The organism is Pseudomonas sp. HTZ2 (assembly GCF_033173945.1).
In the GTDB taxonomy this organism is placed as follows: Bacteria; Pseudomonadota; Gammaproteobacteria; order Pseudomonadales; family Pseudomonadaceae; genus Aquipseudomonas; species Aquipseudomonas guariconensis.
The window spans coordinates 1,666,862-1,682,416 of the sequence record NZ_CP137332.1 but is presented as its reverse complement, the minus strand read 5'-3'; the positions used below and the strand labels follow the sequence as shown (position 1 = coordinate 1,682,416).

17 protein-coding genes and 1 other RNA gene are annotated in these 15,555 nt (G+C 61.0%); 7 read left to right on the top strand and 11 right to left on the bottom strand.

Annotation, left to right across the window (positions count from 1 at the left end):
• Positions 1-65: 65 nt before the first annotated feature.
• Together rnpB and rsmI are read right to left on the bottom strand one after the other, a co-directional pair.
• Positions 66-425: RNase P RNA component class A (gene rnpB / locus R6G97_RS07905), an RNA gene on the bottom strand.
• 67 nt (positions 426-492) lie between these two features.
• Entirely contained in the window at positions 493-1,335 is an 843-nt protein-coding gene (gene rsmI / locus R6G97_RS07900; protein ID WP_208599412.1) for a 16S rRNA (cytidine(1402)-2'-O)-methyltransferase, read from the bottom strand.
• Between the two features lie 221 nt (positions 1,336-1,556).
• Here rsmI and R6G97_RS07895 point away from each other — a divergent pair, with 221 nt between their 5' ends.
• From R6G97_RS07895 to R6G97_RS07875, 5 genes are all read left to right on the top strand, one after another.
• Positions 1,557-3,374 carry a penicillin-binding protein activator gene (locus R6G97_RS07895; RefSeq protein ID WP_090344886.1) on the top strand — a complete coding sequence of 606 codons (1,818 nt, stop codon included), beginning with the start codon at positions 1,557-1,559 and terminating at the stop codon, positions 3,372-3,374.
• Positions 3,374-3,745 (top strand): YraN family protein, encoded by a 372-nt coding sequence (locus R6G97_RS07890; protein ID WP_043207488.1) that lies wholly within the window; start codon positions 3,374-3,376, stop codon positions 3,743-3,745. The genes R6G97_RS07895 and R6G97_RS07890 overlap by 1 nt, the downstream gene beginning before the upstream one ends.
• Before the next feature lie 88 nt (positions 3,746-3,833).
• The gene (locus tag R6G97_RS07885; protein WP_102081628.1) at positions 3,834-4,427 is read left to right on the top strand and encodes a phosphoheptose isomerase; all 594 of its coding nucleotides are present in this window, start codon (positions 3,834-3,836) and stop codon (positions 4,425-4,427) included.
• A complete protein-coding gene (locus tag R6G97_RS07880) occupies positions 4,424-5,002 on the top strand; it encodes a BON domain-containing protein (protein ID WP_043207483.1) in 579 nt (192 codons plus the stop codon). Before R6G97_RS07885 ends, R6G97_RS07880 begins: the two co-directional genes overlap by 4 nt.
• Positions 5,003-5,120: 118 nt before the next feature.
• A complete protein-coding gene (locus tag R6G97_RS07875; protein ID WP_043207481.1) occupies positions 5,121-5,339 on the top strand; it encodes a YgdI/YgdR family lipoprotein in 219 nt (72 codons plus the stop codon).
• A 52-nt stretch (positions 5,340-5,391) separates the two neighbouring features.
• On the opposite strand, the gene R6G97_RS07870 is transcribed toward R6G97_RS07875, so the two are convergent.
• From R6G97_RS07870 to rplM, 7 genes are all read right to left on the bottom strand, one after another.
• On the bottom strand, positions 5,392-5,820 hold the full coding sequence (locus R6G97_RS07870) for a ClpXP protease specificity-enhancing factor (RefSeq protein WP_043207479.1): 429 nt from the start codon (positions 5,818-5,820) through the stop codon (positions 5,392-5,394).
• A 10-nt stretch (positions 5,821-5,830) separates the two neighbouring features.
• A complete protein-coding gene (locus tag R6G97_RS07865) occupies positions 5,831-6,454 on the bottom strand; it encodes a glutathione S-transferase N-terminal domain-containing protein (RefSeq protein ID WP_043207478.1) in 624 nt (207 codons plus the stop codon).
• A 123-nt stretch (positions 6,455-6,577) separates the two neighbouring features.
• A complete protein-coding gene (locus tag R6G97_RS07860) occupies positions 6,578-7,360 on the bottom strand; it encodes a cytochrome c1 (protein ID WP_070576202.1) in 783 nt (260 codons plus the stop codon).
• Positions 7,360-8,571, bottom strand: coding sequence for a cytochrome b (locus tag R6G97_RS07855; protein WP_043207474.1), 1,212 nt, complete (start codon positions 8,569-8,571; stop codon positions 7,360-7,362). Before R6G97_RS07855 ends, R6G97_RS07860 begins: the two co-directional genes overlap by 1 nt.
• The gene (gene petA, locus R6G97_RS07850; protein WP_043207473.1) at positions 8,571-9,164 is read right to left on the bottom strand and encodes a ubiquinol-cytochrome c reductase iron-sulfur subunit; all 594 of its coding nucleotides are present in this window, start codon (positions 9,162-9,164) and stop codon (positions 8,571-8,573) included. Before petA ends, R6G97_RS07855 begins: the two co-directional genes overlap by 1 nt.
• A gap of 267 nt (positions 9,165-9,431) precedes the next feature.
• The gene (gene rpsI, locus R6G97_RS07845; RefSeq protein WP_043207470.1) at positions 9,432-9,824 is read right to left on the bottom strand and encodes a 30S ribosomal protein S9; all 393 of its coding nucleotides are present in this window, start codon (positions 9,822-9,824) and stop codon (positions 9,432-9,434) included.
• A 14-nt stretch (positions 9,825-9,838) separates the two neighbouring features.
• Positions 9,839-10,267 carry a 50S ribosomal protein L13 gene (rplM, locus tag R6G97_RS07840; protein ID WP_043207468.1) on the bottom strand — a complete coding sequence of 143 codons (429 nt, stop codon included), beginning with the start codon at positions 10,265-10,267 and terminating at the stop codon, positions 9,839-9,841.
• Between the two features lie 256 nt (positions 10,268-10,523).
• Here rplM and R6G97_RS07835 point away from each other — a divergent pair, with 256 nt between their 5' ends.
• Together R6G97_RS07835 and R6G97_RS07830 are read left to right on the top strand one after the other, a co-directional pair.
• Positions 10,524-11,564: an NADP(H)-dependent aldo-keto reductase gene (locus tag R6G97_RS07835; protein WP_043207467.1), complete on the top strand. Its 1,041-nt coding sequence runs from the start codon at positions 10,524-10,526 to the stop codon at positions 11,562-11,564.
• 278 nt (positions 11,565-11,842) lie between these two features.
• Entirely contained in the window at positions 11,843-12,739 is an 897-nt protein-coding gene (locus R6G97_RS07830; protein ID WP_167358094.1) for a GlxA family transcriptional regulator, read from the top strand.
• Positions 12,740-12,842: 103 nt separating this feature from the next.
• On the opposite strand, the gene zapE is transcribed toward R6G97_RS07830, so the two are convergent.
• Together zapE and R6G97_RS07820 are read right to left on the bottom strand one after the other, a co-directional pair.
• Positions 12,843-13,937 (bottom strand): cell division protein ZapE, encoded by a 1,095-nt coding sequence (zapE, locus tag R6G97_RS07825; RefSeq protein WP_090344884.1) that lies wholly within the window; start codon positions 13,935-13,937, stop codon positions 12,843-12,845.
• A gap of 252 nt (positions 13,938-14,189) precedes the next feature.
• Positions 14,190-15,536, bottom strand: coding sequence for a tryptophan--tRNA ligase (locus tag R6G97_RS07820; protein WP_090344882.1), 1,347 nt, complete (start codon positions 15,534-15,536; stop codon positions 14,190-14,192).
• Between the last annotated feature and the right edge of the window lie 19 nt (positions 15,537-15,555).

Below are 15,555 nucleotides of genomic sequence, written 5' to 3'. Positions count from 1 at the left end.
AGAGTAAGAATTTTTCGGTATTACCAGGACATATCTGCTATCGATTCAAGCAGGGAAGGAGGAAGGTGGAGAGTCGATCTGTAAGCCGGGTTCTGTCGAGGACAGTCATTCCTCTACGACGGCCATCACTGGACGCCTTTAGCAACCTACCCGGTTCCGACGCGGGCCACGCCGTAAGGAACCCTATTTGGTCTTGCTCCGAGTGGGGTTTACCTAGCCACGAACTGTTACCAGTCGTGCGGTGCGCTCTTACCGCACCTTTTCACCCTTACCGGCACCGAAGTGCTTAGGCGGTTGTTTTCTGTGGCACTTTCCGTAGGCTCGCGCCCCCCAGGCGTTACCTGGCACTCTGCCCTATGGAGCCCGGACTTTCCTCCCCCCTCTTTTGCGGAACAAAAGAAGGCAGCGACTGTCCGATCGACTCTCCGCCGACAAGGTTAACGGCAGGCGCGCTCAAGAACAAGTGACGCACCAAAGAATATCAATTTGCCACTATTTGGCTTTCTGTTTTTCCAGGGCAAATTGATAGAGCAAGTTCTTGCGAACGCCAGTGATTTCCGCCGCCAGCGCAGCCGCGCGCTTGAGCGGCAACTCCGCCAGCAACAGGTCGAGCACCCGCTGCGCTTCGCCGCTGATGGCTTGCTCATCCTCAGGTGCGCTCCAACCACCGACCAACACCACACACTCACCGCGCTGCTGATTGCTGTCGCCCTCGACAAAGGCGCGCAACTCACCCAGCGGCAACCCCTTGAGGGTCTCGAAGGTCTTGGTCAGCTCACGCCCCAGCACTGCCGGGCGATCCGCACCGAGCACCGCTTCCATGTCCTCCAGGCATTCGAGGATGCGGTGCGGGGCTTCATAGAAAATCAGGGTCCGCGGCTCCTCCTTGACCAGCTCGAGCCGGGCCCGGCGGCCCGCCGCCTTGGCCGGCAGGAAGCCTTCGAAAATGAATCGGTCCGACGGCAGCCCCGCCGCCGACAACGCGGCGATCAATGCGCAGGCGCCGGGCACTGGCACCACCTGCACCCCTGCCGCACGCGCCTGGCGCACCAAGTAGTAGCCTGGATCGGAGATCAGCGGCGTGCCGGCATCCGATACCAAGGCCACGTCGTCTCCCGCCAGAAGCCGAGTGATGAACCGCCCGCCTTCATCTCGCTCGTTGTGTTCGTGGCAAGCTGCCAGTGGAGTGTCAATACCGAAATGCTGAAGCAGGCGCACCGAGTGACGGGTATCTTCAGCAGCGATCAGCGCCACATTCGCCAGGACCTTGAGGGCCCGGGCACTCATGTCGTCCAGATTGCCGATCGGCGTGGCGACGACATAAAGCGTGCCCATCATGGATTTCGAAGCCCCTGCAACATCAGTCACTGCGCACACCTGTCTTGTGGATCAAAGGCGCCATTGTAGCCCGAGCACCCGCAACAGCGCGCAAAGAACTTCACGGACCTGCTCCTGCAGACGACCTATAGTGAAGGATTCCACGTCAGCAACATCGCGCCCCGGCCGACGCTTGGGTACAATTGCCGGCCACCTTGATCGAGTAACAGGACTTTTACATGATCGCTTGCCTGCGGCTGTTCACAGCCCTCTGCTTCGCTGCCCTGCTGGCAGCTTGCGCCAGCTCGCCCTCATCCAGCCTGGGTGAACTGCCGCGCACCCCGGATGCCAGCATCGAGCAACTGCTCGACAAGGCAGCCACCAGCAAGTCCGCGGAAGATGCCGCGCTCCTGCGCCTTAGCGCCGCCGACCTGGCCTACAAGCAGAAGGACTACCCACGCGCCGCACGCATTCTCGAGCAGGTCCCGATGGACTCGCTCAAGCCTGCCCAACAAGTGTTCGCCAGCACCTTGGCCGCCGAGCTCGCCATGAGCCGAAACCAGCCCAAGGCGGCCCTGAGCGCCCTCTCCCATCCGAGCCTGCAACGCCTGGACGAACTGCCAAAGGACCAGCAGGCACGTACCTACAGCGTCCACGCCGCCGCCCTGGAGGCCGACGGCCAGACCCTGGCCGCCGCCCAGCAGCGTGTCCTGCTTGCCCCGCTGCTCAGCGGCAAGGCCGCTGCCGCGAACGACGACGCCATCTGGGCCCTCGTCGCCTCGCTGCCGGCCGAGCAATTGCAACAGCCTGCCAGCAACGAAACCCTCGCCGGCTGGACGAGCCTGGCGCTGGCCGTCAAGCGTGCTGGCACCCTGGAGCAACAACAGGCAGCCATTGATACCTGGCGCGATCAGCACCCGGATCACCCAGCCGCCAAGCAACTGCCGCAGGCCCTGGTCAAACTGAAGGAACTGGCCAGCCAGCCGCTGACCAAGATCGCCCTGTTGCTGCCTCAGGAAGGCCCACTGGCCGGCGTTGCCCGCGCCCTGCGTGACGGCTTCATGGCCGCTCACTTCCAGGCTCAGCAGTCCGGTCAACCTGCGCCGGCCGTACAGGTCTTCGACAGCTCGCGCATGACCTCGCTCGACGAGTTCTACCGCCAGGCCCAGGCCGCCGGTGTACAGCTGGTCGTCGGCCCGCTGGAAAAACCCTTGGTGAAAAAGCTCGCGGCTTACCCGCAACTGCCGATCACCACCCTGGCGCTGAACTACGCCGATGCCGGCCAGAAAGCACCGCCACAACTGTTCCAGTTCGGTCTTGCCGCCGAGGACGAAGCCCGCGAAGTCTCCCGCCGCGCCCGGGCCGACGGCATGGTTCGCGCCGTGGCACTGGTGCCAAGCGGTGAATGGGGTGACCGCGTGCTGGCCGCCTTCCGTCAGGACTGGGAGAGCCATGGCGGCACCCTGCTGGCCGCCGAACGCATCGCCCAGCCGGTCGCCCTCGCCCAGCAGATCGCCGAGCTCTTCCAACTGCGTCAGAGCGAAGGCCGCGCCAAGAGCTTGCAAAGCACTGTCGGCGGCACCATCGCCGCACAACCTTCGCGTCGCCAGGATATCGACTTCATCTTCCTCGCCTCTACTCCACAACAGGCGCAGCAGATCAAGCCGACCCTGAACTTCCAGTACGCCGGTGACGTTCCGGTCTACGCCACCTCGAACCTGTACAGCGCCAGCGGTGACGTGAACCAGTACAACGACATGAACGGCATTCGCTTCTGCGAAACCCCATGGCTGCTCGACTCCACCAACAGCTTGCGTCAGCAAGTGGTCCAGCAGTGGCCTCAGGCCGCCGGCAGCCTCGGGCGCCTGTACGCCATGGGTGTCGACGCCTACAGCCTGGCGCCGCGCCTGAACCAGCTCAAGGCCCTGCCTGACAACCGAGTCGAGGGCCTCTCCGGCAGCCTGACCATGAACCCCAGCCAGCGCGTCGAACGCCAACTGCCCTGGGCCGAGTTCTCTGGCGGCCAAGTCAAGCGCCTGCCGGATACCCCTCGCTGATGCCCGACGCATCGCCTGCCAGCGCAGGCCTGGCTGCGGAAAACCACGCCCTCGCATTTCTTCGAGGGCACGGTTTGCAGCTGCTGGCGCGCAACTGGCGATGCAAGGGCGGTGAGCTCGATCTGGTCATGCTCGACGCCGATACAGTAGTATTCGTCGAAGTCCGCTACCGGTTGCATGCGGCCTTCGGCGGAGCCGTCGGGAGCATCGACACACGCAAGCAGAAGCGACTGGCGCTAGCCGCCAACCTGTTCCTGCAGAAGGAGCCTCGCTGGGCCGATCAGCCCTGCCGCTTCGACGTTGTCGCCCTGCAGGGCAGCCACCACGCGGGCCAACCGCTGCAATGGCTGAAAAACGCCTTCGAATGCTGAACCCATTCCGATTTTTTAGCTCTATGTTTCGCGGGCTGGTTCCTGTCGCGCGTCGCGCTGGCCACCGCCCCTCTTAAGGTCACACCAGATGGACATGCAATCCCGAATTCGCCGGCTGTTCCAGGCCAGCATCGATACCAAGCAACAGGCGATGGACATCCTGGCACCTCACATCGAGCAGGCCAGCCTGGTCATGGTCAATGCCCTGCTCAACGAGGGCAAGATGCTCGCGTGCGGCAACGGCGGCTCGGCAGGCGATGCCCAGCATTTCTCCTCGGAGCTGCTCAATCGATTCGAGCGTGAACGCCCGAGCCTGCCAGCCATCGCCCTGACCACCGACAGCTCGACCCTCACGTCGATCGCCAACGATTACAGCTACAACGAGGTCTTCTCCAAGCAGATCCGTGCTCTGGGGCAGCCCGGGGATGTATTGCTGGCGATCTCTACCAGCGGCAATTCCGCCAACGTGATACAAGCGATCCAGGCTGCGCACGACCGTGAAATGATCGTCGTGGCACTGACCGGGCGCGACGGTGGAGGCATGGCCTCGCTGTTGCTGCCTGAAGACGTGGAGATTCGCGTGCCGTCGAACATCACCGCGCGAATCCAGGAAGTCCACCTGCTGGCGATCCATTGCCTGTGCGACCTGATCGACAGCCAACTGTTCGGGAGTGAAGAATGAACCCCAAGCGCCTCGGCCTGATGGCCCTGACCCTGTGCCTGAGCATCTCGGGTTGCAGCTCGGTACTGACCTCCACCCGCAACTCGCCCATCGAGGACGATCGCGGCACCCGCACCATCGGAAGCAAGATCGATGACTCGCTGATCGAGACCAAGGTTTCGGTCAACATCGCCAAAGCCAATGCCGACCTCGACAAGGGCTCTCACATTGTCGTCAGCAGCTACAACGGCATCGTCCTGTTGGCCGGCCAGACCCCACGTGCAGACCTCAAGAGCCTGGCCGAACAAACCGCCAGCCAGGTCCAACGCGTCAAGAAGGTCCACAACGAGCTGCAGGTCATGCAGCCATCCTCGATCCTCGCCCGCAACAACGACGCCTGGCTGACCACCAAGATCAAGGCCCAGATGCTGGGCGATGCCAATGTGCCCAGCACCCGCATCAAGGTGATCACGGAGAACGGCATCGTCTATCTGCTGGGCCTGGTGACCCAAGGGGAAGCCAACGCCGCCACCAACGTGGTACAGGGCGTGTCGGGTGTGCAGAAGATCGTCAAGTTGTTCGAGTACATCGACTGACCCACCTGGCAGCGTAACGCCTGACCGCGATACCAGCCCGCTCCTGCAGTGATCCCCCTGCGGAGCGGCACGCTGCCCCAAGTTTCGTTCCACCCCTCGTTATCCTCAGGAAGTACCCATGAAGAAGTCCCTGCTGTCCGTCCTCGCAATCGGCGCCTTCGCCGCCCTGGCCGGCTGCTCGACCCCAAGCCAGATCACCCTCAACGATGGCCGTGAAATCCAGACCGTCGACGCACCGAAGTTCGACAGCGATGCCGGCTTCTACGAGTTCGAGCAACTGGATGGCAAGCGCACCCGCGTCAACAAGGACCAGGTCCGCAGCATTCAAGACTTGTAAGCCAAGCCCTGAAGCCAACAAAAAAGGCGATCCATCCGGATCGCCTTTTTTATTACTTGACCACCTTGAGACTGGGTCGGCCACTGGGACGTGGCGGCTGACCACCGCCCTCCGGCGGCCCATCATCATCAGGCTCGACACCCTCGTCGTCCAGCTCATCGCTGTCCAGTGGCGGCTCCAGCTCGAAGACCATGCCCTGGCCATTCTCCCGGGCATAGATACCCAAGATCGCACCCACAGGCACGAACAACGAATGCGCCACGCCGCTGAAGCGACCTTCGAAACTGACCGCATCGTTGTCCATGTGCAGGTTACGCACGGCATTAGGGGAGATGTTCAGGACGATCTGACCATCGCTGGCGAATCCCTGGGGAACCTGGACCGCTGGAAACTCAGCATTGACCAGCATGTGGGGGGTGCAATCGTTGTCGACGATCCACTCGTACAGCGCTCGAACCAGATAGGGGCGACTGGAGTTCATCAACGGCTCCTTAAAGCTTGCGCATTTCACGTTCTGCAGCGGACAGGCTCGCCTGAAAAGGCTCGCGGGCAAACTGCCGCTCCATGTAATCCAATAGCGGCTTGGCCTGCCGCGGCAATTCGATACCCAATACCGGCAACCGCCACAATATGGGCAATAGACAACAATCGACCAGGCTTTGCTCCTCACTCATGAAGCAAGGAAATTCTCCGAACAACGCAGAGACGCCGGTCAGGCTCTCGCGCAACGCTTTACGCGCATCAACGCGCGCCGCCTCCGTGCTGCGCGCATCGAGAATCGTATCGGCCAACGCGCACCAGTCACGCTGGATACGATGCATCAGCAGCCGACTGTTGCCGCGCGCCACCGGATAAACCGGCATGAGCGGCGGATGCGGATAACGCTCCTCGAGGTACTCCATTATCACGGTCGATTCGTACAGGGCCAGATCGCGATCGACCAGGGTCGGCACGCTGGCGTAGGGGTTTACTTCGACCAGCTTGGGCGGCAGACGCGCAGGATCGACATCGACGATCTGCACACTGATGCCCTTCTCGGCGAGAACAAGGCGTACCCGGTGAGAATAATGATCAGCGGGGTCGGAATAGCAGGCTAACCGGTTGGTTGCGCCCATGTAGCGCCTCCTCGCATGGGGATGCTTTGTGAAACTCTAAATGCAAACGCGCCCTGGAGGGCTCCACCGCATCAGCGATGGAGCGCCCCAGGGCGCGTTCAACTACCAGAAACTACTGCGTGATCAGTGCACGTCCTTCCAGTACTCGCGCTTGAGCAAATAGGCGAATACGAAGAAGAAAGCCAGGTACAGCAACACATAGGTACCGATGCGCTGGCTTTCCAGTTTGACCGGGTTGGCCGAATAGGCCAGGAAGGTCACCAGGTTCTTGACCTTCTCGTCGAACTGCTCGGGCGTCAGGGTACCGGATTTCGGCTCGATGGTCAGCTGGTCACAGGCCTCATGGGTCAACGGGCTGCCGGTCAGCGGGTCAAACTGCTTCTTGCCGTCGACCACCATCTGCACCTGCTTGCAACCGATCACCTGGTTACCTTGCAGGCCAACCAGGACGTTGGGCATACCCACGTTCGGGAACACCTTGTTGTTGACCCCATAAGGACGCGACTTGTCCTCATAGAAGCTGCGCAGATAGGTGTACAGCCAGTCGGTGCCACGCACACGAGCGACCAGGGTCAGGTCGGGCGGTGCCGCACCGAACCAGGTCTTGGCATCGCTTGGCTGCATGCCGATCTTCATGTGATCGCCGATCTTGGCACCGGTGAATACCAGTTTCTCGAGCATCAGCTCGTGCGGAATGCCCAAGTCGTCGGCCACGCGCTCATAGCGCTGGAACTTGGCGCTGTGGCAGCCCATGCAATAGTTGGCGAAGGTACGCGCGCCATCCTGCATGGCGGCTTTGTCGGTCAGATCGATATCGACCTTGTCCAGCACCGGGCCGTGCTCGCTGGCGGCGAAGGACAAGGCGGGCATCATTGCCAGGAACAGTACTGCAATTAGCTTTTTCATCAGCCAGTCACCCTTTCCGGAACCGGTTTGGTCTTCTCGAGCCTTGTGTAGAACGGCATCAACAGGAAGTAGGCGAAATACAGCACGGTGCAGACCTGCGACAGCAAGGTCCGACCCGGCGTAGGCGCCAGTACGCCCAAGACACCGAGAATCACGAAGGCAATGCAGAACACCAGCAGGAACACTTTGCTCAGCCAGCCCTTGTAGCGCATCGAGCGCACTGGGCTGCGGTCAAGCCAGGGCAACACGAACAGCACGGCAATGGCGGCCCCCATGGCGATCACGCCGAACAATTTGTCAGGGACAGCACGCAAGATCGCGTAGAACGGCGTGAAGTACCAGACCGGCGCGATGTGCTCAGGGGTCTTGAAGGCGTTGGCCTGCTCGAAGTTCGGTTTTTCCAGGAAGTAACCGCCCATTTCAGGGAAGAAGAACACCACCGCACAGAACACGAACAGGAACACCACCACGCCGACAATGTCCTTGACGGTGTAGTACGGGTGGAACGGGATACCGTCGAGCGGAATGCCGTTTTCATCCTTTTTCTTCTTGATGTCGACGCCGTCCGGGTTGTTCGAACCCACTTCGTGCAGCGCGAGGATGTGCAGCACCACCAGACCCAGGATCACGATCGGCAGGGCAACCACGTGCAGAGCGAAGAAGCGGTTCAGAGTAATACCCGAAATCAGGTAGTCGCCACGGATCCACTGGGTCAGGTCACCCCCGATCACCGGAATGGCACCAAACAGCGAGATGATCACCTGGGCGCCCCAGTACGACATCTGCCCCCATGGCAGCAGGTAGCCCATGAATGCCTCGGCCATGAGCGCCAGGTAGATCAGCATGCCGAACAGCCAGACCAGCTCGCGCGGCTTCTGGTAGGAGCCGTAGAGCAGGCCGCGGAACATGTGCAGGTACACAACGATGAAGAACGCCGAGGCGCCGGTCGAGTGCAGGTAGCGCAGGATCCAGCCATATTCGACGTCACGCATGATGTACTCGACCGAGGCAAATGCCTCTTCCGCCGAGGGCGTGAAGCTCATGGTCAACCACACACCGGTAACGATCTGGTTGACCAGCACCAGCAGCGCCAGGGAGCCGAAGAAGTACAAGAAGTTGAAGTTCTTGGGCGCGTAATACTTGCTCAGGTGGTCTTCCCACATCTTTGTCGCGGGGAAGCGAGCATCAATCCAGTCCATGAACTTGCTCATCATGCCTTCTCCTGATCGATGCCGATGACAATGATGTCGTCCGACTCATACGAGTGCGGAGGCACTGGCAGGTTGAGAGGTGCCGGCTGCGATTTGTAGACGCGACCAGCCAGGTCATAGTGCGAACCGTGGCAAGGGCAGAAGTAGCCCCCGACCCATTTCGGCCCCAGGTCGGCGGGCGCAACCTCGGGACGGAAGGTCGGCGAACAACCCAAGTGGGTGCACAAGCCAACAAGGACGAGGATTTCGGGCTTGATCGAGCGATTTTGCGGGTCGACATAGGTCGGCTGCACCGAAGCCTTGGATTCGGGGTCGGACAATTCCCCGGTGATTTTCTTGAGATTCCCGAGGATCTCCTCAGTCCGTCGCACGATGAACACAGGTTGCCCCCGCCACTCAGCCACCATCTGCTGACCTGGTTCGACCTTGGCGATATTGACCTTCACCGGTGCGCCGGCGGCCTTCGCCTTGGCACTGGGGAACCATGACCCCACGAACGGTACCGCAGCCCCCACTGCCCCCGCTGCGCCTACCACGGATGTGGCGGCTACGAGGAAGCGGCGCCGGCCTGCGTTGACGCCGTCATTGCTCATTCAGTCCTCTCCCATCAGCTGCTTTGGCCTGTTGGATCAGGCATCTACTTAGTTGTGTCTGTGGCACTTAAAGTTGGCCGCAATGGTAAGGAACAAGTCCACACACTGACAAGGTGATTACCCCCCAGGCGGGCTGCAACCCTCGCTTTGCTTGATCTGCGTCTATGCGGCAAGTTGTCACTGACATGCTGACAGGTTAGTTCAAGACATAAAAAAAGCCCGGCTCCATAAACGGAACCGGGCTTTTTTTCGACTGCCGAAGCGGTATTAACGCTTGGAGTACTGAGGACGCTTACGCGCTTTACGCAGACCCACTTTCTTACGCTCGACTTCACGAGCGTCGCGGGTGACGTAACCAGCACGACGCAGAGCGCCACGCAGGGATTCGTCGTAGTCCATCAGAGCGCGGGTGATACCGTGACGGATCGCACCGGCTTGACCGCTGACACCACCACCGGAAACGGTGACGTAGATGTCGAACTTCTCAACGGTCTCGGTCAGTTCCAGCGGCTGACGAACAACCATGCGAGCAGTTTCGCGACCGAAGAACACGTCCAGAGAACGGTTGTTGATGGAGATGTTACCAGTGCCCGGACGCAGGAAAACGCGAGCGGTTGCGGTCTTGCGACGGCCAGTGCCGTAATTTTGAGTCGCCGACATAATGAACTATCCCGTTAGATCTTCAGTTCTTGAGGCTGCTGAGCAGTGTGTGGGTGAGCAGCACCCGCGTACACTTTCAGCTTGCGGTACATGTCGCGACCCAGCGGGTTCTTCGGCAGCATGCCTTTGACCGCGGTCTCGATGACACGCTCAGGGGCTTTGTCGATCAGCTTCTCGAAGCTGATTTCCTTGATGCCACCTGGGAAACCGGAGTGGGAGTAGTACATCTTGTCCGAAGTTTTGGCACCAGTGACACGTACCTGCTCGGCGTTGATGACGACGATGTAGTCGCCGGTGTCAACGTGAGGGGTGTATTCTGGCTTGTGCTTGCCACGCAGACGACGAGCGATTTCGGTAGCCAGACGACCCAGGGTCTGACCAGCGGCGTCAACTACGTACCAGTCGCGCTTTACTGTTTCCGGTTTAGCAGTAAAAGTTTTCATTCTCTAAAGCCTCAGAGGCCGCCCAGCGAAAAATAGACGGCGAATCTTACTGGATAGTGCACAGCTTGCCAAGGGCAAGCGCGCAGCCGCACACGGACGCTATTGGGGGCTCGGGTCGGCGCGTCCAATGTTCGACAAGGGTTCCTCCTGCATGGTGGTGCATCACTTCCGCCACACGGAGAGGTGCCGAATTATCCAGATTGCAGAAAAAAATTCAACCTGATTTGATGGTTCGATTTGCAGGAGACGGTACCCCATGGAATATCGCCAACTCGGCCGAACCGACCTCAATGTCAGCGCCCTGTGCCTGGGCACCATGACCTGGGGCGAACAGAACGACGAAGCCCAGGCCTTTGCCCAGATCGCACTGGCCAAGGCCAGCGGGGTCAATTTCATCGACACGGCAGAGATGTACCCGGTGCCGCCACGGCCCGAAACCTACGCCGCCACCGAGCGCATCATCGGCAACTGGTTCCGCCGTCATGGCGATCGCGACGACTGGATCCTCGCGAGCAAAGTCGCAGGTCCCGGCAACGGCATCAGCCATATCCGCGACGGCCAGCTCAAGCACAACCGCCAGCATATCGTCGCTGCGCTGGAGGACAGCCTGCAGCGCCTGCACACCGATCGCATCGACCTGTACCAGCTGCATTGGCCCGAGCGCAGCACCAACTTCTTCGGCAAACTGGGCTACCAGCATCTGCCTCACGACCTGTTCACGCCACTGGAAGAAACCCTCGAAGTACTCGACGAACAGGTGCGCGCCGGCAAGATCCGCCATATCGGCCTGTCCAACGAAACGCCATGGGGCACCATGAAGTTCTTGCACCTGGCCGAGACTCGCGGCTGGCCGCGAGCCGTGTCGATCCAGAACCCCTACAATCTGCTCAATCGCAGCTTCGAGGTAGGCCTGGCGGAGGTGGCGATCCGTGAGCAGTGCGGCCTGCTGGCTTATTCGCCTCTGGCTTTCGGCATGCTCTCGGGCAAGTACGAAGGCGGCGCACGGCCGGCACAGGCACGCCTGACGTTGTTCAGCCGGTTCTCGCGCTACTCCAATCCGCAGACTGTGTCCGCCTGCAGCCGCTATGTGCAGCTGGCCCGCCAGCATGGTCTTGACCCGGCCCAGATGGCCCTGGCCTTCGTCACCCGTCAGCCGTTCGTGACCAGCAACATCATTGGCGCTACCAGCGTTGAGCAACTGCAAAGCAACCTGGACAGCCAGGCCTTGACCCTCAGCGATGAATTGCTTGCAGCCATCGAGGCCATCCACCAGGACCAGCCCAACCCGGCGCCTTGAGGGCTGCGGCAATGGCAAGCTGCAAGTGGCAAGCAAAAGCAGTCCGCGGACTGCTCTGGCTTTTTTCTTGCCGCTTGCCGCTTGCCACTTACCGCTTGAAGAAGCTTGCAGCCCAACAGAAAAAATAAGACGATCCAGCCGGTGATTGACCACTCTACCCTATAAGAACAATGACAATGATGTTTACCCAACCCTCCGCGTCGTTGCGGCGCGTCAGCATCCTGGCCATTGACAAGGTGTTCGCCTCGACACTGATGCAGGCAAAGGATTTCTTCCACCTGGCCAGCCTGCGCTACAGCAAGCAGCTGGGCCTGGGGCTGCAACCGATGTTCGAGATCTGCCTGGTGAGCCCGGACGGCAAGCCCGTGGACAGCTTCAGCAATGTGCAGGTACCGGTCGACAGCGGCCTGGTCGATGCCGACGTGATCATCCTCCCGGCGTTCTGGGAAGACTTCGATAACCTGCAACAGCGTTACCCCCAGGTCCTGCCCTGGCTACGCGAGCAGCATGCCCGCGGTGCGGTTTTGTGCGGCGAGGCCAGTGGTGTGTTCTGGCTGGCAGAGGCAGGCCTGCTCGATGGCAAGGAGGCAACTACGTACTGGCGCTTCTTCAACAGCTTCGCAGAGCGCTTCCCCAATGTCCGGCTGAACCAGGACAAGCACCTGACCGACGCCGACAACCTGTATTGCGCTGGCGGCACCACATCGGCGTGCGACCTGTACATCTATCTGATCGAGCGATTCTGCGGCCCCAACGTCGCCCGCGCCGTGGCCCGAGACATCCTCTACGAAGTCCAGCGCAGCTATACCCCGGGACGCATGGGCTTTGGCGGACAGAAGCTGCACCAGGACCTGATCATCCTGCAGATCCAGCACTGGCTGGAGGAGCACTTCGCCGACAAGTTCCGCTTCGAGGACGTAGCGCGCAACCACGGCATGAGCATCCGCAACTTCATGCGCCGTTTCCAGAGCGCCACCGGCGACAAGCCCCTGCATTACCTCCAACGTCTGCGTATCGAGACGGCCAAGGGGCTCTTGTCGAGTACGCGCAAGAGCATCAAGACCATCAGCTATGAAGTGGGTTACGACGACGCCAGCTTCTTCGCCAGGCTGTTCCGTCAGCACACCGAACTGTCCCCGAATCAGTACCGGCAGCAGTTCGTGCAGGAAGCCTGAGGGCTTTCTTGAGTGGCAAGCTTCTAGCGGCAAGCCACGAGAAAAAGAAAAAGCCAGAGCAGTTCGCGAACTGCTCTGGCTTTTTTGTAGCTTGTAGCTTCCCTCAGGGCTTGTGCGCCCGCGCCAGGAACTCGTGGGACTGCATCTCCAGCAGGCGGCTGAGCGTGCGCTGGAATTCGAAGCTCAGGCGGCCGCCGGTGTACAAATCCTTGAGTTCGACCTCCGCGGAGATGATCAATTTGACGTTGCGGTCGTAGAACTCATCCACCATGTTGATGAAGCGGCGGGCGATGTCGTCGGTGGTCACGCCCATCTGCTCGACATTGCTCAGCAACACGGCATGGAAGATCTTGCCCAGCTCGATGTAGTCGTTCTGGCTACGCGGGCCGTCGCACAGGGCGCGGAAGTCGAACCAAGCGACGTCATCGCAGGTGCGGATGGCTTGGATCTCGCGGTTCTCGATCACCAGCACGTCGTTTTCCACAGCCTGGGTGCACTCGGGCGTCAAGGCACGGAAACTCTGGCGCAGGCTTTCATGGGCGGCTTCGTCGAGCGGGAAGTGGTACAGCTCGGCCTGCTCCAGGTGACGCAGGCGGTAGTCGACCCCGCTGTCGACGTTGACCACCTCGGTGTTCTGCTTGATCAGCGCGATAGCCGGCAGGAAACGCGCGCGTTGCAGGCCGTCCTTGTACAGGCCGTCGGGGACGATGTTCGAAGTCGCCACCAAGGTGACGCCATTCTTGAACAGCTCTTCCATCAACGTGCCGAGGATCATGGCATCGGTGATGTCGGACACGAAGAACTCATCGAAGCAGATCACCTTGGCTTCCTCAGAGAAGCGCTTGGCGATGATGGTGAGCGGGTTCTTCTCCCCCTTGAGGGTTTTCATCTCTTCGTGAACACGCTTCATGAAGCGGTGGAAGTGCGTGCGCATCTTCTGCTTGAACGGCAGCGCCTCGAAGAAAGTGTCGACCAGATAGGTCTTGCCGCGTCCCACGCCCCCCCAGAAGTACAAGCCCTTGACCGGTGCCTGCTCCTTCCTGCCGAAGAGCTTGCCGAACACGCCCGGCTTGTTGTTCTGCGCCGCCAACAGGTCATCGTACAGGCGCTGCAGGTGACGCACCGCAGTTTCCTGCGCCGCATCATGGAAGAAGTCGGGACGTTTCAGATCTGCTTGATATCGTTCGAGGGGCGTCATGATTCGTTAGCGAGGCAACAAAAAACGGGCCGTCACTGTAGCGACAGGCCCGCTTAATGGCAATCATACATACGGCCATCGCGCCGCAGGGCCGTAAGCTACCGGTACACAAGCCTCTATCCGGCTTGTCTGTTCCGGCCCTTTCACGGGCAAACCCGCTCCCACAGGTACAGCAGCGTTCTCATTGACACCGCAGGACTTATGGCAACGGATTCATCCGTCGATACCGACGAACAGCCGGGACCCTACGCCTCAGTCTTGAGGCTGCAATGCCGCGCGCAGGCTCTCGATGGCGGCGTCACGGGCCTCGCCGGTCTGGAACTGTGGCCCATCGGCCACCTGCTCACCGTTCAGCCAGAGCGAGAAGCCCAGGCCGTCGACGCGCACATCGGCCTCACCGCCCTGCTGCAACTGCTTGCTAACAGCGCCGGCGCTCTTGCCGTCAGCGAAGCTGCGCGAAAGCAGCAGCTGTTCGCCATCGGCTGCCAGCAAACGGAAGCGGAAGCTGCCATCGTCGTCGCGGAAACTGACGAAGCGCGCGGTCTTGGCGGCTTTCTTCTTCACTTCGGTGCTGGCCTGGACACTGGTGCGGAACGAACGCAGGCCCACTGCCTCGCGCAGTTGCTCGAGGAACGGCGTGGCGCTCTTGCGGGCCTTGGCCGCACCGGCCAGGAGAATGTCTTCCAGGTCCGAGGGGCGCGAGATCAATTGGTGATAGTGTTCGCGCTTTTCGGCCAACTGGCCGTCGAGCAGTTGGAACAGGCGCTGTTTGGCCTCGCCCCAACCAATGCCCTGCAGCAGCTCTTCGCGGAACTCGGCCGCCTGCGCGGGGGTGGCGAAGGCCTGGAACAGGGTGAACAGGTGCGAGTTGTCCGCATCCTTCGGCTCGCCCGGCGCGCGGGAGTCGGTGACGATGCGCGAGATCGCGTCCTTCATGTCCTTGGCGCTGGTGAACAGCGGAATGGTGTTGTCGTAGCTCTTGGACATCTTGCGACCGTCCAGGCCCGGCAGCGTCGCCACGGTTTCCTCGATCACCGCCTCCGGCAAGGTGAAGAAGTCCTTTCCCTGGCCGAACAGGTGGTTGAAACGCTGGCCGATGTCGCGGGCCATCTCCACGTGCTGGATCTGGTCACGACCGACCGGCACCTTGTGGGCGTTGAACATCAGGATGTCCGCGGCCATCAGCACAGGGTAGCTGAACAGGCCCATGGTCACGCCGGCATCCGGGTCTTCGCCGGCTTCGACGTTCTTGTCCACCGAGGCCTTGTAAGCATGGGCGCGGTTGAGCAGGCCCTTGGCGGCGACGCAGGTCAGCAGCCAGGTGAGCTCGGGAATCTCTGGGATGTCGGACTGGCGGTAGAAGGTGACCTTGTCCGGGTCCAGGCCACCGGCCAGCCAGGTGGCGGCAATTTCCAGACGCGAGCGCTGGATGCGCAGCGGATCGTCGCATTTGATCAGGGCGTGGTAGTCGGCCAGGAAATAGAACGAATCGGCACCGGGCTGTTGGCTGGCGACGATCGCAGGGCGGATGGCGCCGGCGTAGTTGCCCAGGTGCGGGGTTCCGGTGGTGGTGATACCGGTGAGAATACGCGTAGTCATGGGTGTTCGCTTGATCAGG